The organism is Nocardia glycosmidis (genome assembly GCF_052545115.1).
Genome location: NZ_JBQWRH010000030.1, coordinates 1 through 20,038 on the forward strand (window position 1 = coordinate 1; position 20,038 = coordinate 20,038).

At 66.5% G+C, this 20,038-nt stretch carries 23 protein-coding genes; 10 read left to right on the forward strand and 13 right to left on the reverse strand.

Annotation, left to right across the window (positions count from 1 at the left end):
- Positions 1-94: 94 nt before the first annotated feature.
- On the reverse strand, positions 95-1,081 hold the full coding sequence (locus tag ACT86A_RS26050) for a helix-turn-helix domain-containing protein (RefSeq protein ID WP_445094860.1): 987 nt from the start codon (positions 1,079-1,081) through the stop codon (positions 95-97).
- 51 nt (positions 1,082-1,132) lie between these two features.
- Between ACT86A_RS26050 and ACT86A_RS26055 the strand changes: the two genes are divergently transcribed.
- Both ACT86A_RS26055 and ACT86A_RS26060 read left to right on the forward strand, forming a co-directional pair.
- Positions 1,133-1,567, forward strand: a complete 435-nt coding sequence (locus ACT86A_RS26055; protein ID WP_445094861.1) for a cupin domain-containing protein — start codon at positions 1,133-1,135, stop codon at positions 1,565-1,567.
- A gap of 103 nt (positions 1,568-1,670) precedes the next feature.
- A complete protein-coding gene (locus ACT86A_RS26060) occupies positions 1,671-2,606 on the forward strand; it encodes a tyrosine-type recombinase/integrase (protein ID WP_445094862.1) in 936 nt (311 codons plus the stop codon).
- Between the two features lie 158 nt (positions 2,607-2,764).
- Here ACT86A_RS26060 and ACT86A_RS26065 read toward each other — a convergent pair whose 3' ends face one another.
- From ACT86A_RS26065 to ACT86A_RS26075, 3 genes are all read right to left on the reverse strand, one after another.
- Positions 2,765-3,040: a hypothetical protein gene (locus tag ACT86A_RS26065; RefSeq protein ID WP_445094863.1), complete on the reverse strand. Its 276-nt coding sequence runs from the start codon at positions 3,038-3,040 to the stop codon at positions 2,765-2,767.
- Positions 3,041-3,126: 86 nt separating this feature from the next.
- Positions 3,127-4,539 (reverse strand): LGFP repeat-containing protein, encoded by a 1,413-nt coding sequence (locus ACT86A_RS26070; RefSeq protein WP_445094864.1) that lies wholly within the window; start codon positions 4,537-4,539, stop codon positions 3,127-3,129.
- 420 nt (positions 4,540-4,959) lie between these two features.
- Positions 4,960-5,100, reverse strand: coding sequence for a hypothetical protein (locus ACT86A_RS26075; RefSeq protein ID WP_445094865.1), 141 nt, complete (start codon positions 5,098-5,100; stop codon positions 4,960-4,962).
- Between the two features lie 296 nt (positions 5,101-5,396).
- Between ACT86A_RS26075 and ACT86A_RS26080 the strand changes: the two genes are divergently transcribed.
- On the forward strand, positions 5,397-5,597 hold the full coding sequence (locus tag ACT86A_RS26080) for a hypothetical protein (protein WP_445094866.1): 201 nt from the start codon (positions 5,397-5,399) through the stop codon (positions 5,595-5,597).
- A 114-nt stretch (positions 5,598-5,711) separates the two neighbouring features.
- On the opposite strand, the gene ACT86A_RS26085 is transcribed toward ACT86A_RS26080, so the two are convergent.
- The 5 genes from ACT86A_RS26085 to ACT86A_RS26105 all read right to left on the reverse strand — a co-directional run bounded on the left by ACT86A_RS26085 (position 5,712) and on the right by ACT86A_RS26105 (position 9,125).
- The gene (locus ACT86A_RS26085; protein ID WP_445094867.1) at positions 5,712-6,221 is read right to left on the reverse strand and encodes a hypothetical protein; all 510 of its coding nucleotides are present in this window, start codon (positions 6,219-6,221) and stop codon (positions 5,712-5,714) included.
- 335 nt (positions 6,222-6,556) lie between these two features.
- Complete coding sequence (locus tag ACT86A_RS26090; RefSeq protein ID WP_445094868.1) at positions 6,557-6,781, reverse strand: helix-turn-helix domain-containing protein; 225 nt, start codon at positions 6,779-6,781, stop codon at positions 6,557-6,559.
- Positions 6,747-7,391 (reverse strand): APC family permease, encoded by a 645-nt coding sequence (locus tag ACT86A_RS26095; protein ID WP_445094869.1) that lies wholly within the window; start codon positions 7,389-7,391, stop codon positions 6,747-6,749. Before ACT86A_RS26095 ends, ACT86A_RS26090 begins: the two co-directional genes overlap by 35 nt.
- A gap of 112 nt (positions 7,392-7,503) precedes the next feature.
- Positions 7,504-7,812, reverse strand: a complete 309-nt coding sequence (locus tag ACT86A_RS26100; protein ID WP_445094870.1) for a hypothetical protein — start codon at positions 7,810-7,812, stop codon at positions 7,504-7,506.
- Positions 7,813-7,814: 2 nt separating this feature from the next.
- Positions 7,815-9,125, reverse strand: a complete 1,311-nt coding sequence (locus ACT86A_RS26105; RefSeq protein ID WP_445094871.1) for a flavin monoamine oxidase family protein — start codon at positions 9,123-9,125, stop codon at positions 7,815-7,817.
- Between the two features lie 205 nt (positions 9,126-9,330).
- Here ACT86A_RS26105 and ACT86A_RS26110 point away from each other — a divergent pair, with 205 nt between their 5' ends.
- Positions 9,331-9,939, forward strand: a complete 609-nt coding sequence (locus tag ACT86A_RS26110; protein WP_445094872.1) for a TetR/AcrR family transcriptional regulator — start codon at positions 9,331-9,333, stop codon at positions 9,937-9,939.
- A gap of 129 nt (positions 9,940-10,068) precedes the next feature.
- On the opposite strand, the gene ACT86A_RS26115 is transcribed toward ACT86A_RS26110, so the two are convergent.
- Both ACT86A_RS26115 and ACT86A_RS26120 read right to left on the reverse strand, forming a co-directional pair.
- A complete protein-coding gene (locus ACT86A_RS26115; protein WP_445094873.1) occupies positions 10,069-10,449 on the reverse strand; it encodes a hypothetical protein in 381 nt (126 codons plus the stop codon).
- Positions 10,450-10,645: 196 nt separating this feature from the next.
- Positions 10,646-11,293, reverse strand: a complete 648-nt coding sequence (locus ACT86A_RS26120) for a response regulator transcription factor (protein ID WP_445094874.1) — start codon at positions 11,291-11,293, stop codon at positions 10,646-10,648.
- Positions 11,294-11,610: 317 nt separating this feature from the next.
- On the opposite strand from ACT86A_RS26120, the gene ACT86A_RS26125 reads away from it, so the two are divergent.
- From ACT86A_RS26125 to ACT86A_RS26145, 5 genes are all read left to right on the forward strand, one after another.
- The gene (locus tag ACT86A_RS26125) at positions 11,611-12,435 is read left to right on the forward strand and encodes a ribosome hibernation promotion factor (protein WP_445094875.1); all 825 of its coding nucleotides are present in this window, start codon (positions 11,611-11,613) and stop codon (positions 12,433-12,435) included.
- Positions 12,436-12,461: 26 nt separating this feature from the next.
- Positions 12,462-12,665 carry a DUF2933 domain-containing protein gene (locus ACT86A_RS26130; RefSeq protein ID WP_445094876.1) on the forward strand — a complete coding sequence of 68 codons (204 nt, stop codon included), beginning with the start codon at positions 12,462-12,464 and terminating at the stop codon, positions 12,663-12,665.
- Positions 12,666-12,937: 272 nt separating this feature from the next.
- Positions 12,938-13,846: a universal stress protein gene (locus ACT86A_RS26135; protein ID WP_445094877.1), complete on the forward strand. Its 909-nt coding sequence runs from the start codon at positions 12,938-12,940 to the stop codon at positions 13,844-13,846.
- Between the two features lie 186 nt (positions 13,847-14,032).
- A complete protein-coding gene (locus ACT86A_RS26140; protein WP_445094878.1) occupies positions 14,033-14,341 on the forward strand; it encodes a hypothetical protein in 309 nt (102 codons plus the stop codon).
- Positions 14,338-16,047 carry a SulP family inorganic anion transporter gene (locus tag ACT86A_RS26145; RefSeq protein ID WP_445094879.1) on the forward strand — a complete coding sequence of 570 codons (1,710 nt, stop codon included), beginning with the start codon at positions 14,338-14,340 and terminating at the stop codon, positions 16,045-16,047. Before ACT86A_RS26140 ends, ACT86A_RS26145 begins: the two co-directional genes overlap by 4 nt.
- A 134-nt stretch (positions 16,048-16,181) precedes the next feature.
- Here the strand turns inward: ACT86A_RS26145 and ACT86A_RS26150 are convergent, their stop codons facing one another.
- Complete coding sequence (locus ACT86A_RS26150) at positions 16,182-17,942, reverse strand: sensor histidine kinase (RefSeq protein ID WP_445094880.1); 1,761 nt, start codon at positions 17,940-17,942, stop codon at positions 16,182-16,184.
- Positions 17,943-18,262: 320 nt separating this feature from the next.
- On the opposite strand from ACT86A_RS26150, the gene ACT86A_RS26155 reads away from it, so the two are divergent.
- On the forward strand, positions 18,263-19,222 hold the full coding sequence (locus ACT86A_RS26155) for an Acg family FMN-binding oxidoreductase (protein ID WP_445094881.1): 960 nt from the start codon (positions 18,263-18,265) through the stop codon (positions 19,220-19,222).
- A 190-nt stretch (positions 19,223-19,412) separates the two neighbouring features.
- Here the strand turns inward: ACT86A_RS26155 and ACT86A_RS26160 are convergent, their stop codons facing one another.
- A complete protein-coding gene (locus ACT86A_RS26160) occupies positions 19,413-19,655 on the reverse strand; it encodes a hypothetical protein (RefSeq protein WP_445094882.1) in 243 nt (80 codons plus the stop codon).
- Positions 19,656-20,038: the final 383 nt, after the last annotated feature.

Sequence of the window (20,038 nt, forward strand, 5' to 3'; positions counted from 1 at the left end):
CTCGGCCAGAGGCCCCCGCATCCGCGTCCGATAGTAGCCGAATTGCGGACGTTTCGGACGGCGGCCAGCGCGCGTTGGGTGGCGTAATAGTTCACTACCCAGGGTAGGGGGAAGGTGTCGTGATGGGGCCGAATCGGCGGCGGTACGTGGTGGGGGTCAACCCGATTCGGCGGCGCATACTTGCCCTGAGGTTGGACGGGGTTCCCAGTCCGCTGGCGCGGGCGACACGGTCGAGGTTCTGTTCGCCGCGTTCGAGCAGCCGGCACGCCAGCGCGACACGTTCGGTGGTCAGCCACGCCAGGGGTGTCGTTCCTAGTTCGGCCTGGAAGCGGCGGTGCAAGGTGGCAGGGCTGACGGCTGCGCGGGCGGCGAGGTCGGCCACTGTCATGGGCTGGTCCAAATATGCTTGGGCCCAGGCGAGCACGGGCGCCAAAGACGTATCTTTCACACCGGCAATGGGGCGTTCGACGAACTGCCGCTGCCCTCCGTCGCGGTGGCTGGCGAAGACCAGGCGGCGGCTTACCGCGGTGGCGATCTCGGCGCCGTGGTCGCGACGAATGAGATGCAGGCCGAGATCGAGCGCGGCAGCGCTGCCGGCGGCGGTCAGCAGGTCACCGTCGTCGACGTAGAGGACATCCGGCTCCAACAACACCTTCGGGTAGCGCGCGGCGAATCGCTCGGCCCACCGCCAGTGGGTGGTGGCCCGCCGCCCGTCGAGAACCCCTGCCGCGGCCAGAGTGAACGCCCCCGTGCAGAAGCTCACCAACCGCGCGCCTCGCTCCGCGGCCTGCTGGACGGCCAGCACCACTACCGGTGAGCACCCCGCCTCCGGATCCGGGCGATTCGGCACGATCACGGTGTCGGCCGTCGCTACCGCGTCGAGCCCAGCGACCTCGCTCAGCGTGAACAACCCTCCGTGCATCCGCGCCGCACCACCCTCGGCACACAGCTGGAACTCGTACCACGGTCGGCCCAACTCGGGGCGCCGCAGTCCGAACAACTCGGTCGCGACGCCCAACTCGAACGGGTTCGAGCCCTCGTCGACGATCACCACAACCCGATGCGAGGATCCACGCGACATATGCGATTTCTAGCACTTCCATGTTCGAGGCGCACCACTGACGATGGGACGGTGAGCAATGAACCAGTCGACCTGCACGCCGCGCTGGCGGCCTTCGATGAGCTGTGGGCCCCGCGGATCGCTGCCAGGGTCAACGATTACGACGTCCGCATCGCCAAAGTGGCCGGCGAGTTCGCCTGGCACCGTCACGACGACACCGACGAATTCTTCCTCGTCCTCGACGGAGAACTACGAATTGCATTGCGCGACAAGTGCGGCGAACGCACCGTGACCCTGCCCAAAGGTTCCGTCTTCGTCGTCCCCCGCGGTGTCGAGCACAAACCGTCTTCCACCAGCGGCGCATCCATACTCATGTTCGAGCCCACCGGCACCCCGAATACCGGTGACCACCATGAACAACTGCCCGAACACATCACGACCACCATGGGACACGGGGGTCCGGGAACATCCAAGAGAAAAGTCACGCTAAGAGGTTGCCGCAGATAGTGACATACTATGTGCGGTAACTGGTGAGCCGTCCTGGCGTGATGCCCTGTCCGAACAGCGGCGACTCGGGAAACTATCTGCGGTAGCGGCGTGGGAGGTCGGAATGGGGCGGGTCCGGGCGCTGCCGCGGTCGGCGGTCGGTGTGCGGTTGGCGGATGCGGCGCATATCTATCTGGCTACGATCACTGTGCGTAATACCCGCGCGACGTATGCGGCGGCGCTGGATCGCCTTGTCGCCGATTTCGGGGCCGACACCGACGTGGCGCTACTGGGTACGGAACCGGATCGGGTCAGCGGCTGGTTCACCTACGTGTGGGGTGCGAAGTCGGCCAAGACGTTCAACATCCGGTTGACCGCGCTGGGTTCGGCGTTCGGGTACTGGCGTGAGCAGGGCTGGCTGGTCGGGAATCCGCTGGTGCGGTTGCGGGCCCGGCCCGCGCCGCCGGATTCGAGCAAGGCTTTGAGTCGGGAGCGTGTCACCCAGATCCTGGGGTCGCAGGCGCCGCCGCGGGAGCGGGTGCTGTGGTACCTGCTCTACGAATCATCGGCTCGCGCCGAGGAAGTGCTGATGCTGGATGTCGGCGATCTCGACCCGGCGAATCGATGCGCGGTGGTGACCCGCAAGGGCGGAGCCCGTGAGGTCATCGCGTGGCAGACCGGTACCGCGCGGTTGTTGCCGAGGATGCTGGCCGGCCGCCGATCCGGGCCGCTGTTCCTCACCGACCGCAGGGCGCGGCCGTCGGTGGCGATCAACGATATCGACCCTGTGTCCGGGCGGGCACGCCTGTCATATCGACGGGCGGCCGAGCTGTTCGAGACCCACACCGCGGTCTTTGACGATGGCCCGTACACCCTGCACCAGCTACGCCACTCCCGGCTCACCCACGCCGCGGAGGACGGCGCTTCGACACCGGTGTTGATGAAGCTGTCCGGGCACACCTCGGTACGCAGCCTGGCGAAATACGCGCGGGTATCCGATGAGGGGCTGCGACGGTATCAAGCCGATAGTGACCCAGCGTCGCGGCGGCAGGGTCGCTGATCGACCAGCAGCACTATCTCCGGGGTGTGTTGGCCGCGTAGGGGTGACCATCGCAGCAGGTGAGCTGGCGAGGGCCCCCGGGTGCTGCGGATCCCGGGGGCGAGCAGCCCAGAACGGGGCACAGATGAGACCGACTCGTCCGAGTTCGGTCCTTGCGGTCAGAGGTTGATCAGGACGAGAAGGCTGAACAGGTACCCGTAGACGAGTGTTCCGGCGAGGAACGACCACCCGAAAACGGTGAACCGGCGGGCTTTGGCGTGGATGATCGCGGCGACTGCTGCGGCCAGTATCGGTGCCAGGGCAAGGGCGTTCACGAGCCAGTGGCCGATGTCGGGTGTCGCTACCTGCACGACGGTCCAGAACACTGCGCCGGCAATGATCCCGACGACGGCCTGGACCGCGACCGGAATCCGTCCGGCGACTACTCGGTTCACCGATCCACCCTCTTCCGACGTGCCTTACCCCGGACAACCTGCGGGGAGGGCGAGTCCGCCCTCCCCGCAGGTTACCGAAACGGTATCTATTCGTGCAGGATGATGAGGTCGTTGCCGTCTTCGTTTTCCAGTCCGACGGGGTTGGGCACGATTCGCGCTTCGTGGGCGTAGCCCAGGCTCGTGGTCTTGATTCCTTCGTGGTCTCCTTCGTGTCGCAATCCGACCGCGCGGCCGGTGACGTTGTTGTACTCGTCCATGGCGTTGGCTTCCGGGGAGCCCGGTGCATCTTGTTCGTGCGCGTTGGCGATACGCAGGGCGAAGTCCTCGTTGGCCATCTCGGTGGTGAACGCCTGCCACAGGCAGTGCCGGGCCGCGTCGGCCCGGTTGTCGCCTTGATCGGCACCGGGGAACTCGGCCGAGGAGATGTTTTGGGCCATGTCCCGAGCCGGGAATGCTCGCCGGCAGTCGTTCGGGTTCGTCAGGCATACATTGCGCTGGTTCTCCCCGACGCTGCCGTAGTCATTGATGTTCTTCGTCACGCCCTCGGCCAGGGACACGATCGGCAGAGGTGAATTGCCGAACGAGAACGTGACGGCGTTGCCTGCGACCGAGGCCACGACCTCGACCAGTGCTCCGGCGGGGTCGGTGGCCACGGGCAGCCCAACGGCGGCGGCGATGCTTGTGTCGGGGGCCAGGAGATTGACCCGGCCGGGTTGAGCCTGCAGCGAATATCCGGGCGGCACGGGTACGAGCATCGTGAACTGGCGCGGCGTCTGCGGTGCCAACAGGTTGAAACCCAGTTCCGCTGACGTGTCACTGCGGGTTCGGAACGTCAGATCGTAGCCGTCACCGCGGAACGCGATCCCGTCGGTGATGGCCTCGATGGTCAGCGGGCTCGCTGTGGGAACGCCGAACGACAAGCTGTACTGCGTCGACCCGAGCGTCAAACGCGTGCCCGCCGAGAACAGTTGACCATTTTGGAACTGCTGCTGTTCGGCACCGCCGACGCCGGCGACCGCGTCGGCCACCGGGTAACCCAGCGAGCTGACTTCGTAGCCCGCCGACGCCCATTGATCCAGGATCGTGCCGGCGACGGGATGTGCGCCGTTAGCCGGCGACCAGTAGATGACGCCGTGCTCGAAACGATTCATCCGGCCCTGGCCATCGGGCAGGACGACCTCGTCGGAAACCGGGTAGCCGAGCCACCCTTGTTCCCACCCGGTTTCGCCCCATTTGTCACGGATCGCGCCCGCGACGTAGTACGCCTCGTTGAGCTTCCAGTAGATCGTGCCGCCCTGGAAGTACTGGCGACGGCCGATCCCGTCCGGGTTGACCAGCTCATCAGAAGTCGGGTAGCCGAGCGGACCGGCTTTCCAGCCGTTGCGCTGCCACGCGGCGAAGAAGTGATTCACCACCGGATGCGCGCCGGCGTCGGGATGCCAGTAGATGGGCCCGTTCTGGAACGTGTTGCGTTTGCCGACCCCGTCGGGATTGGTCAACTCGTCACTGGTCGGCCACAGCAGAAAGCTCGCCGGGCCCCGAGTTCGTTGTACTTGTCGAGGATCGCCCCGCACACCTGGTACGGAGACGGGGGAAATGTCTGACACGCCATGCTCACACCACTCCTTCGACCACACGACCCGCACGAGGCGGGACGACCTGCCATACCGAGGCCGCAACTCGAACATACATTCGAATTCAATGGATTTCCAGGAACGTCGTCAACCAACCACACTCACACCGGATTTCACGCGGGCCGACATGCGGTTGTGCCCTGGTCACGCTGAAGCCGTTGCAGGATCCGCGAATCCGTCGAAGCTCCGGGTCGGCCCCCGTGCACGGGAGGCGAGATCAGCAACCACCGGACGCCGCCGCACCCTTCCCGTTCAGGCCATGTCTCCGCGTGGGCCGTGCGTCACTTACTCGTCGTCGGGTGCGTCGGGATCCCGCAGCGGCCGATGTGTTCCGCCGAGGTCGGGTAAGTGGAAGCTGTAGTGGCCGTCGATGCCGATGTGGGAGCGGATGAACGGCGAAAGCCTGGCCACGTCGGCATCGAGCACCGGATAATGCTGGGCGCGTAGCTCAGGGTGCTCGGCGGGCTCGGATAGCGGCGTAGTTGGACCAGTCCGTAGCGAGGAGCGAGGCGCGTTCCGCAGCGAATTTCGGGTTGCAGCCGGCAAGGTCCGCGAGGACCGGCGCGGGGATCTCTCGCAGCAGTTCGTTTAAGGTCGGCGCCGGTGACGCCGAGTCGGCGAAGCCGTTCCCGGAGCCTGGTGGTGCTGATCGGGCGGTTCGGCCGCTGCCCGGGTAGCAGCCAGGGTGACGTCGGGTTGGCTGCGGTGCCCATGTTGCGACGTTGGGTGATCAGATCGGTGATGAGACTGTCCAGGGGCTCGGGCATCGGCAGGTCTTCTTCGGCGATCCGCAGGGATACCTGACCGTCTTGGATGGTCACGTCGTCCAGCCTGATTTGAGCGATGCGGGTGGCGGGCATGGCATAGAGCAGGACCAGAAGGCCCACGACGCGGTCGATCGGGGGCAAGGGTGTCCTCGGTGAACAGTTCGCGGATCAGTGCGATCCGCTCTGGCTGGGGTTGCGCCGCCGGAGCGGCGCCCCTGGGTGGGTTGGGAATTCGCAACTTCGGACAGAGCCGTCGCCGGATGGCGAAGGTCATGAAGATCCGGGCCAGAAGGCGGGTTGTCGGGCCGTCGGCAAACCATCGTCGATATCGTGCTGTGTGCATTCGGCCAAGAGGGTTCCACGAGCCCTCAGCCAGTTCAGAAAATCCAACGCGGCCCTTGATTGCTGGCGGGCGGTCGAGAAGGCCGAGGCGCGAAGGGCGCCGTTGTCGAGTTGCTGCAGGATCCGGTGGCGGTGGTGCCACCGAATGTAGGTGGCGAGGGCCTGGCGGTCGTCGGCCGCGGCGATCCCGCTGAGCAGATCGGCCGTCCATTCATCGAACTTCAACAGTCCTGGATTGCGTTGCGGCAGAAGACCGGTCGACATGAGAAGTTCGCGCAGGTAGCGGACGCTGTGGGAGCGAGGCAGGGCGGAGAAGGCTTCGTGGGTCAGCGGCAGGTCGCCGGTCGCCAGCGCCCGCAGCCGATCACCGACGCCCGGATAGCGAAGCCACTTTTCGACGCTGGCCGGGTTCTTCGACGAGCACAACGCATCGACCAACGGGGTCAGGAATACCGCTGCAGAGCCGGTGCCGTCATCGAGGAGCGTGCTCACTCTGCGGTGTAGAGCGCATCGTTCGCATTCTCGGACTCCCCACAAGATCTGGTCCTCAGCACCGCAAGTGTCACAAGCGAATCCAGTGATGCCGAAGCAGGGTGCGCAGAGCTGGTCTTCGTCGCGCTGGCCGGGAAGGACTCGGCGGTGTCCGCAGTCGGAGCAGACACCGATGCGACGGTAGACGGCCCGGTGACAACTGGCGCAGATGACACCATCCGGCCAGCGGACCGACCGCGGCCGCATCTGGCCGCAGCGGGCGCAGGAGCTGGGTTTGTTGCTCACTGGGATTCCGGGGTGATGCGGGCCCGCCGTGGCCTACCGATCCGATTGAGGTCGGCGACATCGTCGGACAGGTCAGCGCCGACCGCCTTGCGCGACTTGACGGTTTCGACCTGCGGAGCGATGAGGTCGTTCGGGGTGCAGGACAGAATGTCGCAGAGCGCGACCAGGATCGGCAGGGACAGGCGCTCAGGCTTGCCGGACACCAGCCGGTAGATCTGCACGTTTGACAGATGGATGCCGCGGTCGGCCAGTAGCGGCGCCAGCGAACCCAGTCCAGTTCCCGTCCAGATGCGTCGTCAGATTGTCGGCGCTCCATTGGCCGGAGGCGAACGGACCGATGGCAAGAGCCAGCAGAACGACGATGAACGCGCTGCCGATGACCTGGTTGAAGCGCAATGCGACCCAGATGCCGAGCACATTCAGCATCGTGCACGCGACAGCCAGTGCCGCCGAAATACAGTGCGGCATACCGAATTCAACGCTGCCAAGGGTGAACAGCACGAACGTGTTGTCGGGGAACCACTGGGCGTGGATCAGCTCGCCGATGGTGAGCCCGACAAGTGACAGCACCAGCCCCCAGCCGCACCAGTAGCCGAACGCGGCGAGCGGGGCGACCGGAGTGAAATAGCGTTTCCAGCCTTCGGCGGCGAACATCGCCACACCGCCGGCCTTGTCGGCGAACATGGCCGCCATCTCGGAGAACAGCTTGTTCTGACAGAGGGCGACCACGGACAACACCACGCAGATCACCATGGCGGGCACCGCACCGAGGGCGCCGATGGCGTAGCCGACCGAGACGAACAGGCCGTTGGCGATCGGCAGGGCGAACATGAACCCGTCCTGCCAGCGCAATGTTTTGGGTGGTTGAGTTGTGGTGGCCGGCGATGCGGCAATTTCGGATATGTGATGCCTCAAAGAAAGAGATGGAGCAGGGATTCGGAGGTCAGAGCGGTGTGATCGCGTCGACCGGCATGTCGGTGGCCTCGATCTCGATGTTGTCGAGCAGATCGGCCATGGCCAGGAACCTCGGCAGGTTCCCGGCATCGGAGTTGGCCGCCTCTGCGGCCTGCCTGGTTTCGTAGATCCATACGTCGACCCAGGTGCCGTCTGCGCGGCGCGCGCACATCGGCACGGCCCACAGCTGCGGGTGTGCCGACTTCACCTCGGCAATCGCCGCGCGGCGCCGTTCCAGGAAGGTGGCGATATCAGCGTCATCGATGGTGAAGGTCACGATCTCGGCGCAGTAGCCCATGGTCACTTCTCGCTTTCGAACTCGGTGATGATCTGCTGGGCTGCACGCGCACCGGATTCGATCGCGCCGTCGATGAACCCGGCCCAGCCCGTGGCGTAGTCGCTGCCTGCCAGCCGGATGTGGCGACTGGTGTCCCGGGCAGCCTGGGTGACGGCTGCGAGCTGGTTCGGGGCCAGCATCGGCCAGGTTTCGCCGGAAAGCGGATCGGCCGTCCAGTCGTGTGAGTCGACGGCGACCACCTCCGCATCGGGCAGCCAGGTTCGCAGTTCGGCCTCGACCGCTCGGGGATCCTTCAGGTCGATCTCACCCGAGCGAGGTCCGAAGGCGACGACAAGGCTGTCGCCATCCAACGGGTACTCGTACTGCGCGTAGGTCAGCGCGGACCGGCTGTTGGACATCGCGACGAACGGGCCGGTGTCCCCGCGCACCCGCGCCCACACCTTGAACCCACGGGACACCTGCCCCTCGGCCGCCACCTCGGCGATGTCGTGGCCGAGTCCGGGCGCGATCTCGATCGAGGACAGGATGTTCAGCGGTAAGGTCACCACCGCTCGACTCGCCCGCACCACCGAACCGTCCGCGCAGCTGACGCTCACACCGTCGGCGTTCTCGTCGATCCGGGTGACGGTGGCGCCGAGTCGGATGTCGGCACCTGCGGCGTCGGTAGCGATAGCCTCGATCAGCGAGCGGGTGCCGCCCGCGAGCTTGTAGGTGGCGCAGGCTTCGAACATCAGCGTCCAGTCGCCGCCCGAGAGCGCGCACCAGCGCAATGCCTGGGTGTAGCCGCTACGGGCGGGATCGCCATTGAAGTTCAGCGCCCACATCCCGTCCAGCAGCGCGTATCCCTCGGGATCCAGCTGCTGCTCGGCGATCTTGTCCGCCAGGGTCACCGGCTCTAGCGCATTCAGTTCTTCGCAGAGTGGGAAGAAGTCGTAAGGCTGCGGAAGTACCTCCCGCGAGGGCGCAAGCAGCGTTGCCATCGGGACGTCGAGCTTCCCGAGCAACTCCTCGGCGGTACCGGTGCGCAGTTCCTCCCCGACTCTCCAGTAGCCGACCCGCGCCTGTGGACTGGAGATCAGCTCGAGTCCGTAGCGGGTGATTTCGGCCCAGACGTGGGGCTGGATCCAGTGCACCCAGGTGCCGCCCAGCTCGAGCTCGCGGCCCAGCGCGGTCTCCCGGAGCCAGGTACGCCCGCCCAAACGGTCGCGGGCCTCGAGGACTACCACCTCGATCCCACGCCGAGTCAGCTCACGGGCGGCGGTGAGACCGGCGAATCCACCGCCGACGACGACCACCTCGGTGTCGCACTCCATGGACAACTCCTGACTATGAGCGGCTCGAGCGGACCCGTCGTTGGGGCGACTCTGGCTTCCGATAAAGCTGTCCACTTGGACAATTGTGATCGGTGGCACATAATATGGCGGATAGGACCCGAACTGGTCAAGCGGACAGCCAAAGTTTTACGTGGGCGAAATGCCGTAGCCTGGATGCTCGCGGCACGGATGAGGAAGGGAGACCATGCCCGCCAGAACGGACTCCGCACGCCCAGGTCCCAGGTACGGACAGGGGCGGACCGCGCTGCTCACCGCAGCGGTACGGGTCTGCGCTGAGCAGGGGCTTCGAAACCTGACCTATCGCACGGTCGCCCGCGAGGCGGGCGTAGCACACGGTTTGGTCGCTCATCACTTCGGGAGTCGGGACACGCTCCTCGAGGAAGCCCTGCGTTTTTCCTTGGACAACAGCGTGCCGTCGGTCAGCACGAGGCCGGGCAGTGGTGATCTCAATGCCCTGCTCGCCGGGCTGTCGGCGATGGTCGCGGAGAATCCGTACGACCAGGCGTTTCAGTACGAACTGATTCTGGAGTCCCGCCGCCGTCCGGAACTGCGCCCATACGTCGAGGCCATCTATCAGGCTTATGTCGACGCACTATATGACGAACTCGCCTGTGCCGGTCTGGGCGATGACCCGGCACTGAGTCACCTGGTCTACGCGGCCGCCGATGGCCTGGTGTTCCAGCAGATCACCATCGGCACCGCCGACATGACCGAACGTGGGCTACAGCACCTGCGCGCACTGCTCACCATGGCGGCCGGCCCGCGCCAGGACCTGTCTTCAAGCTGTTCATAGCCATTCACCGTTTCCGCACCGCGACGGCGGCTGCTGGCGGTGCTGCTGCAGGAGCACGACGAGGATGTCGCCCGGGTCGGCGGCTATCCGAAGTCCGCGAGCGGTGCTCGCCAGATCCGTGGCTGCGCCTCAGGGCAACTGGAGGGTGTGCTCGTCGTGGGCAATAGCCTGCGTCAGCCGTTCGCGCGACAGTGTGTGCGGGCCGCATTCGCAGGAGGCGGGTAGGCCGTCGTCGGCGATCGCGTCGGCCGCCAGTAGGTCGACGTATCGTGTGCCACGGTGGTGGGCGCCGTGCCCGGTATCGACGAAGTCGCGATCACCGTGGGCATGCGGACCGACCACCGACCGGTACACCGCACCGGCGGACGTAGCGAAGACGGTCGCCACATGATGACCGCGCCCACATCGCACCTGGAGCAGTACTCTCTCGGTAGGTTGCGCCAGCGCATCCAGCGCCTGTTCGGCGATGTGCCGCTGTTCGGGCGCCGAAAGCTTCGAATTTTCGGTCATGAGATCAGAATCGTCGGCGCCGACGCCCATCGACAGGGCCGAAATCACCCATTCTCGTGACGATCGGCCCATGTCGATTCCTTCTGGGGCCGCCCGGCACTCGCAAAACCCGGATGTGCCGAAGGAGCGGGGCACCCGGGCGACCGATCCCGCCTCGGCGCACGACTGCGCCGTCGACACCTCGGGCCCAGTGGGCTCAATCTGTGTTCGTGGAAGGGTTGAGTTTGGACGCCAGCACCGCGGCTTGGGTGCGCCGTTCCACACCGAGCTTCGTCAGCAGCCGGGACACGTAGTTCTTCACCGTTTTCTCCGCCAAGAACATCCGCTGTGCGATTTGCCGATTCGTCAGCCCTTCACCGAGCAGCCCCAGCAGAATGCGTTCCTGGTCGGTGAGCGCCGCCAGCGGGCCCGTCTTGGCCTCGGCCTCGTCGCGCAACTTCGCCATCAAAGCCGCGGCGGCCCGATTGTCCAGCAGAGATTTGCCCGAGCCGACGTCACGGATAGCGTCGACGAGGTCGGTCGTTCCGATGTCCTTGACCACATAGCCGCTGGCACCGGCCAGAATCGCGTCCAGCATGGCCTGCTCGTCGGTGAACGAGGTAAGGATCAGGCAGCGCAATCCGAGCTGCTGGTTCAGCAGCTCCCGGCACAGCTCGATGCCGTTGCCGTCGGGCAGCCGCACATCCAGCACCGCGACATCGGGCCGCAGCGCGGGAATACGCGCCAGCGCCTGGGACAAGCTGCCCGCTTCACCGACGACCTGCATGTCGGTCTCGGTGTCGATCAGGTCGGCCACGCCGCGCCGCACGATGTGGTGGTCGTCCACCAGGAACACCTTGATCATGCCGATGCACCTCCGTCACCCATGCCCACAGCGTACGGGGGCATATGCCCGGGCAGGCCGGAGTCGGACCCCTGACTGGTGACCAAAGTCCCTTGACCGCCGGGCGAATACGACGTTGTCCCACTCCCGACGTGCCACGGGCCACGGCCATAGACTTGTTCAAGCTATTCCGCCAGCTCGCTGAAAACGCAAGGCGACAGCGACATTGGCGTACGTGGACGGCCCTCTCGTCGACTGCGTCGCAGTAGGCCATTGCGGGGCGCGACGGGACTTTCGGCCCTCCCGGCACCGGCCTGAGCGGTGCCAGAGTCGGTCGCATGAGCAAAGGTACTGCGACGGATTCGGCACTGCGGATGACGGATTCGGCACTACAGATATCGATCGGGCACCACGTCTCCGCTGCGGCGGCGGACTACGTGCTTCAGAAGGTGGGCCCCGCTTTGGATCACACATCCGGGCCGCTGCTCGGGGCGCGGGTCCGGGTCGCCGGGCACGCCGACCCGGCGGTGGCGCGGCCGATCGTCGCCCAGGCGAACGTGAACGTGAACGGTCGCGCGGTGCGGGTCCAGGTCGCGGCCGCGACCACCAGGGAGGCGATCGACCTGCTCGCCGCTCGGTTGAAGACGCGCCTGGAGCGGTTGGCGCGGCACCGGGAAGCAGTGCGTGGTGGACGGCCCGGTTTGCATCCACAGCACTGGCGCCACGGCGACGCCACGCGGACATCGTTACCCCACGCTGTGGAAGCGGCCGAGCAGCGGCAGATCGTCCGGCGGAAATCGTATGCGCTGGCCGGCGAAACCTGCGACGAGGCCGTCTTCGACATGGAGACCCTGGACTACGACTTCCACCTGTTCACCGAATCCGGAACCGACATCGACAGCGTGCTCTATCGTGTCGGCGATACCGGTTACCGTCTCGCGCAAGTCGGTCCGCTTCCCGAAGCCGTCACCCACGGTGCCGTGACGTTCACCATGAGCCCGGCACCGGCACCGGCGCTCGACCTCCACGAAGCCATCGCGCGACTCGAGCTGACCGGTTTGCCGTTCGTCTTCTTCCAGGACAAGGCGTCCAACCGGGGCAGCGTGCTCTACCACCGCTACGACGGCGACTACGGCCTGATCACACCGCCGACGCGGCAGTGAGAATTCAACCCTGGAAGGGGAACATCATGAATATCCGCCACGCACCGCTGTATGTGCTCGCGCTGGCCGTCCTCGTCACCCCACTGGTTTTGGCCGGTCTGCCGGCCATTGCCGTTCTGTTGCTCCAAGTCGTCCTGGCCTGCCCGCTTTTGCTGCTCGTCCTGATCGGCAGCTACAACGGACGCGAAGTCGCGGAGTGCGTCACCCAACCCGACGCACAAGCCCGCTGACGCGCTCCCCAACTTGGTTTTGCCGCGACCGATGCCCCACGCGGCCAGCCCATTCGGCGAGAAGATTCGGCGAGAAGGTTCGGGGAATCCGACATCGTGGATGTGCGATACAGGGTCGCAGAAACGCCGGAGGAGACCGGCGGCGGCGTGTTGTGTGCGGTGGGGCAATCGAGCTTCGCCGCCTGCCCATCGAGGGACTTTCGTCCCTGCCACGCATGAGACGCGGCAGTAATGCTCGATGGTGAATCCGATGAAAACGAAAGGCAAAAGCCATGACCGATTCCACTGCCTCGCAGTCCTTCCCGCCGCTGATCGCGGCTGTCGATGGGTCGGCGATCTCCCATCAAGCTGTCGCCTGGGCAGCGGTCGAGGCTGCCTTGCACCACCGGCCGCTGCACATCCTCACCTCTATGGCGTTGCCCGGCGGTTTCGGTCCCGGCATGACATTGAGCGAGTCTGACCTGGAATGGATGCGCCGCGACGGCGAACGGATCGTTACCGAAGCCAGCCGGATCGCGCGAGCGGCTGTGCCGGGTGAGGAACTCGCGCTCACCACCGAGGTGTCCTTCGATATCCTCATTCCCACGCTGATCGACCGTTCGCACCAGGTGAAGATGCTGGTGGTCGGCAGCCGGGGCCTCGGTGCGTTCGAACGCGGGATGCTCGGCTCGGTCAGCACCGCGGTGACCCGGCACGCGCATTGCCCGGTCGCAGTCATCCACGACGTCGCCGGTATCGAGCCGGAATGGGCGGACAAGCCGGTTGTGGTCGGTGTCGACGGCACCAGCAACAGTGTTCCCGCCGTCGAACTCGCATTCGAGGAGGCGTCCCTGCGCAAGGTCGGTCTGAGCGCGGTGCATACCTGGAGCGATGCCACTGGGCTCGATTTCCCGGCGCCGGGCGGGGATGCCGCGCTGGAGTCGGAGGAGGCATTGCTCGCCGAACAGTTGGCCGGCTATCGCGAACGCTATCCGGATGTTCCCGTCCGGCGCATCGTCAAGGTGGACCGACCGGCTCGCGCGCTGCTCGACGAATCGGAGAACGCGCAGCTGCTGGTAGTCGGGAGCCATGGCCGCGGCGGATTCGCCAGCATGCTGCTCGGCTCGACCAGCAACACGCTGCTGCATTCGGCGCAGTGCCCGATGATCGTCGTGCGAGACCACAAACGCCCTCCGGCGTGAGCAGTCTCCGCACCTTACGCGCCCGCGCGCCGAGCCACCACGTCTGCGTGGGGTACTGGGTCCGGCTTCCTGATCCGCTAAGGGGTCACCGGACCCCGACTTGCGGCCATTGGCCTCTTCGTCGGCACTGTCACCGAGTGCGACGCTGGCGATGAAGACACCGTTGTCGAGAACGAGGTAAGAGCAATGCCCAAAGGGCACCCCGATGCCGACAGCGCGCGGGCCGCCTTGGCGCTGGCCGTGCGCGCGCGTTCGGTGCACAACACCCAGCCGTGGCAGTGGCGCGTCGGCGACACCACCGTGCACCTGTACGCCGACGACAGCCGGAGGCTGCCGCACGCGGACCCCGATCGCCGCGATCTCATCCGGGCCGATCTACTGTCCGACAGTGGTTTTCCGCAGCTCATAGTCAGAATCGGCTGGGCGGCCACCAGTGCTGCGCAGGTCCCGATGACCCCGCGTCGCGCACTGTCCGACGTAGTGCACCCCCTGTGACCTGGCGTCCGCCGGGCCTGGCGCAGTTCAGCGGCTACCAGCTCGCATGGCTGCGCGACGACACGGTCGCAGGTCTGACCGTGGCGGCTTATCTGGTGCCGCAGGTGCTGGCATATGCGACCCTCGCCGGACTGCCACCAGTTACCGGACTGTGGGCGGCACTCGGCCCGCTGATCATCTATGCGCTGCTCGGCGGCTCGCGGCAACTGTCGGTAGGGCCGGAGTCGACGACCGCGCTGATGACGGCGGTGGCCCTGGCACCGCTGGCCGCGGGTGACCCGCGGCGCTATGCGACGCTCGCCGCGATGCTGGCGCTGCTGGTGGGCCTGATCTGCTTCGCAGGGGCGCTGGCCCGGCTCGGCCTACTCGCGGATCTACTGTCCAAACCCGTGCTGATCGGGTACCTCGCGGGCACCGCCGGAATCATGATCGCCAGTCAGTTGGGACGGGTCACCGGCGTACCGGTGGACGGGCAGACCATTCCCGCACAGCTTCGCTCGTTCGCCACGAACCTCCACCTATGGCATTGGCCCACCGCGACTCTGGCCGCCGTGGCACTCACCGCCCTCCTACTGCTCGGCATCCGTGCGCCGCGAATACCGGGCCCGCTGCTCGCGATGCTGCTCGCGACGCTGACCGTCGCGGTGTTCTCCTTGCAGCGATACGGGATCGAGGTCGTCGGCGCGGTCGAGTCAGGTATTCCGCTGCCCGGCGTCACCGCAGTGCCTCTCGATGACATCGCCAAATTGGTGCTGCCCGCGATCGGGATCGCGGTCGTCGGGTTCTCCGACAACACGCTCACCGCACGGGCATTCGCGGCGCGCCACGGCGAGAACATCGACGCGAATACCGAACTCGGCGCACTGGGCGCCAGCAACGTGGCCGCCGGTCTGCTGCATGGCTTTCCGGTCAGCTGCAGCGGCAGCCGCACAACCATCGCCGATATCGCCGGCGCCCGAACACAGCTGTACTCGGTGTTCGTCGCGGGCGCGGTGGTGGCGGTGCTGCTGGGAGCGCGCGGAGTGCTCGCGCAGTTCCCGTCCGCCGTGCTCGGCGCGCTGGTCGTCTACGCGGCGCTGCGGCTGATCGACGTCGCCGAATTCCGTCGGATAGCCCGATTCCGGCGTAGCGAACTGGTGCTGGCACTCGGCACTGTCGCCGCGGTACTCGCGTTCGGGGTGCTGTACGGCGTGCTGGTCGCGATCGCACTGTCCATCCTCGACCTGTTGCGCCGCGTCGCGCGCGCCCACGACGCGATCCTCGGCTTCGTGCCCGGTTTGGCGGGCATGCACGACATCGACGACTACCCGGCGGCGAAAGTCGTCCCCGGACTGGTGGTCTACCGCTACGACGCACCGCTGTGCTTCGCCAACGCGGAAGACTTCCGGCGCCGGGCGCTGTCCGCCGCACAGCAGCGGACCGACCGCCATGATCCGGGCGAGCCCGTGCGCTGGTTCGTACTCAACGCAGAGGCGAACGTCGAGGTCGACCTGACCGCGTTGGACGCGCTACGGCAACTACGCAGCGAGTTAGCCGCGCGCGGAATCGTGTTCGCGATGGCCCGAGTCAAACACGACCTGCGGGAAGCCCTCGAGGCGGCCGGGCTGGCCCAAGAAGTCGGCGCCGATCGGATCTTTCCGACTCTGCCGAGCGCATTGGCGGCCTATCGACGGGAAACAGGCGCCGACGACGTCCCCACCCAGTGACTTCGTTTCCGCCCGCCGCCCGGGCACCCGAAGCACCTTCGACAATGCAACCGGCGTGCACCCACGTCAACGCCAGCGTCGCGAACAGGCGGCCCGGTGCCTACATGCTGGTCTCGCCGGAGAAGGGCCCGGACTCAGCCGGCCGACCTCTGGGGCAGCGGAACCGACCAGCGGACGACCGTGCCGCTGGTGGGCCCCGGCGTGGCGCTGAAGCTGCCACCGGCCGCATGGGTGCGAGCGGCCATGTTGTCCAGCCCGCTGCGACGGGAGATGTCCTCGGGTAGGCCGATACCGTTATCGGTGATCTCGAGGATGACGTCGTCGCCGATGGTGAGTTTGATCGAGACCGCGCTCGCATGCGCGTGCCGGACCACGTTGCTGAGTGCTTCTCGTAGCACAGCTTCGACGTGGTCGAACATGGTGGAGGTCAATACCGACACCGGCCCGGCCAGGCGGATCGAGGTGCGCAGTTCGGTTTCAGCCGTCATCTCGGCCACCACGGCATGCAGGCGTTTGCGCAGGACCGGCGCTTCAGCGGAGGTACTGGAATGCAGATCGAAGATCGAGTGCCGGATGTCCTGCACGATGGTTTGCACGTCGTCGATGGTCTCGGTCAGCCGGGACTTGATCTCGGGGGCGCGGGCGCGCTGCGCCGTACCCTGCAGCGACAACCCGACGGCGAAAAGCCGCTGGATGACGTGGTCGTGGAGGTCGCGGGCGATGCGGTCGCGTTCGGAGACGACGTCGAGTTCGCGCATCGTGCGCTGGCTATTCGCCAGCTGCAAGGCTAACGCGGCTTGGTTGGCGAAGGCTGTCATCATCGTTCGGCCCACGGCGTCCAACGCCGGCGTCCCGGCCGAGCGCATGACGGTCAGCACACCGATGACCGACTGGCCGGCCCGCAATGGCGAGGTCAGTGCCGGACCGTACTTCATGGGCGAATCAAGCCTCAGGCCAGCGCTCGGTTCATCGGCCGAAATGCCTTCGTTGTCGCGGAACGCCGCACCGGTAGGTGAACCGTGCACTGGAATCCGCTGTCCGACGATCTTCCCGGCGTCGGTTCCGGCTGCCGAGACCACGACGAGTTCGCTGACCTCATCCGACGGCATCTCAGGGTCCTCGGGCAAGGCGAGAAAGACACACGCGGACTGGGTCGCCATCAGCGCGCGTTCGGTGATCAGTTCGAGCACTTCGGACGGTTCCCCGCCGGCCAGCACGACCGTCGCCACATCCTGTGTGGCTTCCAGCCACTGCTGGCGGATCCGGGATTCCTCGTAGAGGCGGGCATTGGCGATCGCGATACCCGCTGCGGCCGCCAACGCCTGGACGACGACCTCGTCGTCCTCGGTGAACTCCTGGCCGTCGGCCTTCTCGGTCAAATACAAATTGCCGAAGATCTCGTCGCGGACCTGAACAGGCACCCCGAGAAAGGTTTTCATCGGTGGATGGTCAGCGGGGAAACCCACCGATGACGGGTGTGCGGACAGATCAGCCAGGCGGATCGGTTTCGGTTGCTCGAACAGCAGCCCGAGGACGCCGTGCCCGCGTGGCAGATCACCGATCAGGACCCGGGTGCGGTCGTCGATGCCCTCGTATACGAACTCAGCCAGCTGCCTGGAGGTCTGGTCGGTTTCCCGGACACCGAGCGCACCGTAGCGGGCATCGACCAGCTCGATCGCGGCATGGACGATCGTTCGCAGCGTGTTGTCCAGATCCAGACCGGCCGTGACCACCAGCATCGCCTCGATGAGCCGATCCATCTGATCACGCACACCGACGATCTCCGCGATGCGATCTTGCACTTCGGCCAGCAGCTCGCGCAGGCGGGACGGGGCCAGAGCCCCGATCACCGGCGGCCTGCCGTCTAGGCCGAAGTCGGCCGATGGACCCTGCATACCGACATTCTGGCATCCGCCGGTCGACCGAGCAGCACGCTACCCACACGGCACAAGGTCGCTACCGATCCGAGCGGGCCGAGACAGCACATCCTGTTCACCGCAAGAGACCCAACCTGTCGAGGCGGCACTGCGGCGCTCGGCCGCGAACCCTAGGAAGCGGTCGCGGCGAATGGCCGGCAGTTCGCCGGTGCGCGCCCACGTCCCAGCCGCGACGGCACCGGAAGTCCGCTCATCAGGGGTCCTCATGCTCTGCCCAGCGCCCCGGCGGCGAGGGATCGTGGAGGGAAGCATTCGACCACGAAGGGCCAACGACACCCATGGACCGCGCACTGCCGGACGACGAAATCGTCGAAACCGCGTTGGCACTGGCCCTGCGCGCGCCGTCGAGACACAACATCCAGCCGTGGCGCTGGCTGATCGACCAGGGCAGCGTGCACCTGTATCTGGATCGGGCCCGAGTGCTTCCCGCGACCGAGGTCGTGGAGCGAGATCTGCTCCTGAGCTGCGGTGCCGCGTTGCACCATTTGTCGGTGGCTTTCGCCGCGCTGGGATGGGCGACGATTGTGCGCCGGATGCCGAATCCGGATGATCCCGACTACCTGGCCGCGGTGACGACAGTGGCGCATCGGCCAACCAACCAGGACATCGCGATGAGCGCCTCGATCAGCCAACGGCGCAGCGACCGCAGAAACTACCGCAGCTGGATCATCCCACCCGGCTACCTCGGGCTACTCACCGAGCGCGCCGCGGCCCTGGGTGCGCTGATTCGCCCGGTTCGCGCCCGCGCCGCCGACCGACTGTCCGTCGCGACGCAGTCCGCAGCCGGCGCCCCATGCGGCGATCCGGCGATCGGCATCCGACGCTGCAGCGGCATCGAGGAAGCGACAGCATGCCGGACCCAGGCATTCTTCCTCGGTGACAACCTCCCTGAAGCCGCGGTTGCCGCCTCGGCCCGTGCTGACGCGACAACAGAACCAGACCACGCCGACCTTCTTCTACTGGGCACCTCCGCCGATGACCGACTCGCAAGCCTCCGTGCCGGAGAGGCGATGAGCGCGGTCCTGCTGACCGCCACCAATGTGGGACTGGCCACTTGCCCGCTCTCCGCACCGCTCGAAAGCACCGAGCTACACCATCGCCTGCGGCGGGACATCCTCGACGACACCGCACACCCCCAGGTCATCCTGCGGGTGGGTCGAGCACCCAGTAGCGCTGACCCGCCACCGATGACCCCGCGCCGATTACTCGCCGACGTGCTCGCCCTCGTCAATACCTGACCGAGCCCCTGGTCCAGTCCGATCCTGGGCAGGGGCGGTTGTGCAGCACCGGTCCCGGCAGTAGTCGGAATGGCGCCGCCATCTCTGCTGAGAATGGGCATTGCGTTGCGTCTCGAGGGCGATCGTCACCTGTGCGCTCCCCTGCCGGGGCCATGCGGCGAGGACAGCCTCGGCCGATGAAAGCAACCGCTCATACCTGTCGACGTACCGGCTCGCTGTTATCGAGCAGACGTTGACGCGCCAGCCGCTCGCTGAGCTCGGGCAGGCCGCCGACCGGGCTGCCGGCCAGATCCTGCACACACCGCCGCACCACCCGGCCGACCCAGGGCCGGGCCACCCGGTTGCCGAACTCGACGCAGAGCCGGTCGACGGTCACCTCGATCCAACGGTGCTCACATGCGTCGCTGGGGGCGAGGATGGCTGCGTCGGTCACCGGCTCAGCATGCGCAATCATCTCGGACTGGCACCAGAGTCGAAGGACCCTGCTCGGTGGTCTGTTCGCCTGATCCGGTCGGGCGGGCATGCGGCACTTCCCGGATACCGTCACCACTGCGATCCGCGTGGCAACCAGACCCGAAAGGTCTCACGATCCGATTGCAGTCGGGTACCTACCTTCCGATGCTGATCAGCAACGTCGATCTCCTCTACGTCCACTACGGGGACCCCCTTCAACGCAGGTCAAGGACCCCGTGGCGCTCGCCGAGTAGAGCTCGGCCTGCCCGCCACCGAGCATGGCCCCCGAACACCACCCCGTCACGCTCGGCGCCCGCGACGCCTACGCCCACCACGACCTTCCTGGCGAGCGGGCCCCGGTCG

Excerpts from the sequence above, each read along its gene's own strand:
- ACT86A_RS26050 (WP_445094860.1), bottom strand. The coding sequence starts at position 1,081 with ATGTCGCGTGGATCCTCGCATCGGGTTGTGGTGATCGTCGACGAGGGC.
- ACT86A_RS26060 (WP_445094862.1), top strand. The coding sequence starts at position 1,671 with ATGGGGCGGGTCCGGGCGCTGCCGCGGTCGGCGGTCGGTGTGCGGTTG.
- ACT86A_RS26095 (WP_445094869.1), bottom strand. The coding sequence starts at position 7,391 with ATGTTCGCCCTGCCGATCGCCAACGGCCTGTTCGTCTCGGTCGGCTAC.
- ACT86A_RS26100 (WP_445094870.1), bottom strand. The coding sequence starts at position 7,812 with ATGGGCTACTGCGCCGAGATCGTGACCTTCACCATCGATGACGCTGAT.
- ACT86A_RS26105 (WP_445094871.1), bottom strand. The coding sequence starts at position 9,125 with ATGGAGTGCGACACCGAGGTGGTCGTCGTCGGCGGTGGATTCGCCGGT.
- ACT86A_RS26110 (WP_445094872.1), top strand. The coding sequence starts at position 9,331 with ATGCCCGCCAGAACGGACTCCGCACGCCCAGGTCCCAGGTACGGACAG.
- ACT86A_RS26115 (WP_445094873.1), bottom strand. The coding sequence starts at position 10,449 with ATGACCGAAAATTCGAAGCTTTCGGCGCCCGAACAGCGGCACATCGCC.
- ACT86A_RS26120 (WP_445094874.1), bottom strand. The coding sequence starts at position 11,293 with ATGATCAAGGTGTTCCTGGTGGACGACCACCACATCGTGCGGCGCGGC.
- ACT86A_RS26125 (WP_445094875.1), top strand. The coding sequence starts at position 11,611 with ATGAGCAAAGGTACTGCGACGGATTCGGCACTGCGGATGACGGATTCG.
- ACT86A_RS26130 (WP_445094876.1), top strand. The coding sequence starts at position 12,462 with ATGAATATCCGCCACGCACCGCTGTATGTGCTCGCGCTGGCCGTCCTC.
- ACT86A_RS26135 (WP_445094877.1), top strand. The coding sequence starts at position 12,938 with ATGACCGATTCCACTGCCTCGCAGTCCTTCCCGCCGCTGATCGCGGCT.
- ACT86A_RS26140 (WP_445094878.1), top strand. The coding sequence starts at position 14,033 with ATGCCCAAAGGGCACCCCGATGCCGACAGCGCGCGGGCCGCCTTGGCG.
- ACT86A_RS26150 (WP_445094880.1), bottom strand. The coding sequence starts at position 17,942 with ATGCAGGGTCCATCGGCCGACTTCGGCCTAGACGGCAGGCCGCCGGTG.
- ACT86A_RS26155 (WP_445094881.1), top strand. The coding sequence starts at position 18,263 with ATGGACCGCGCACTGCCGGACGACGAAATCGTCGAAACCGCGTTGGCA.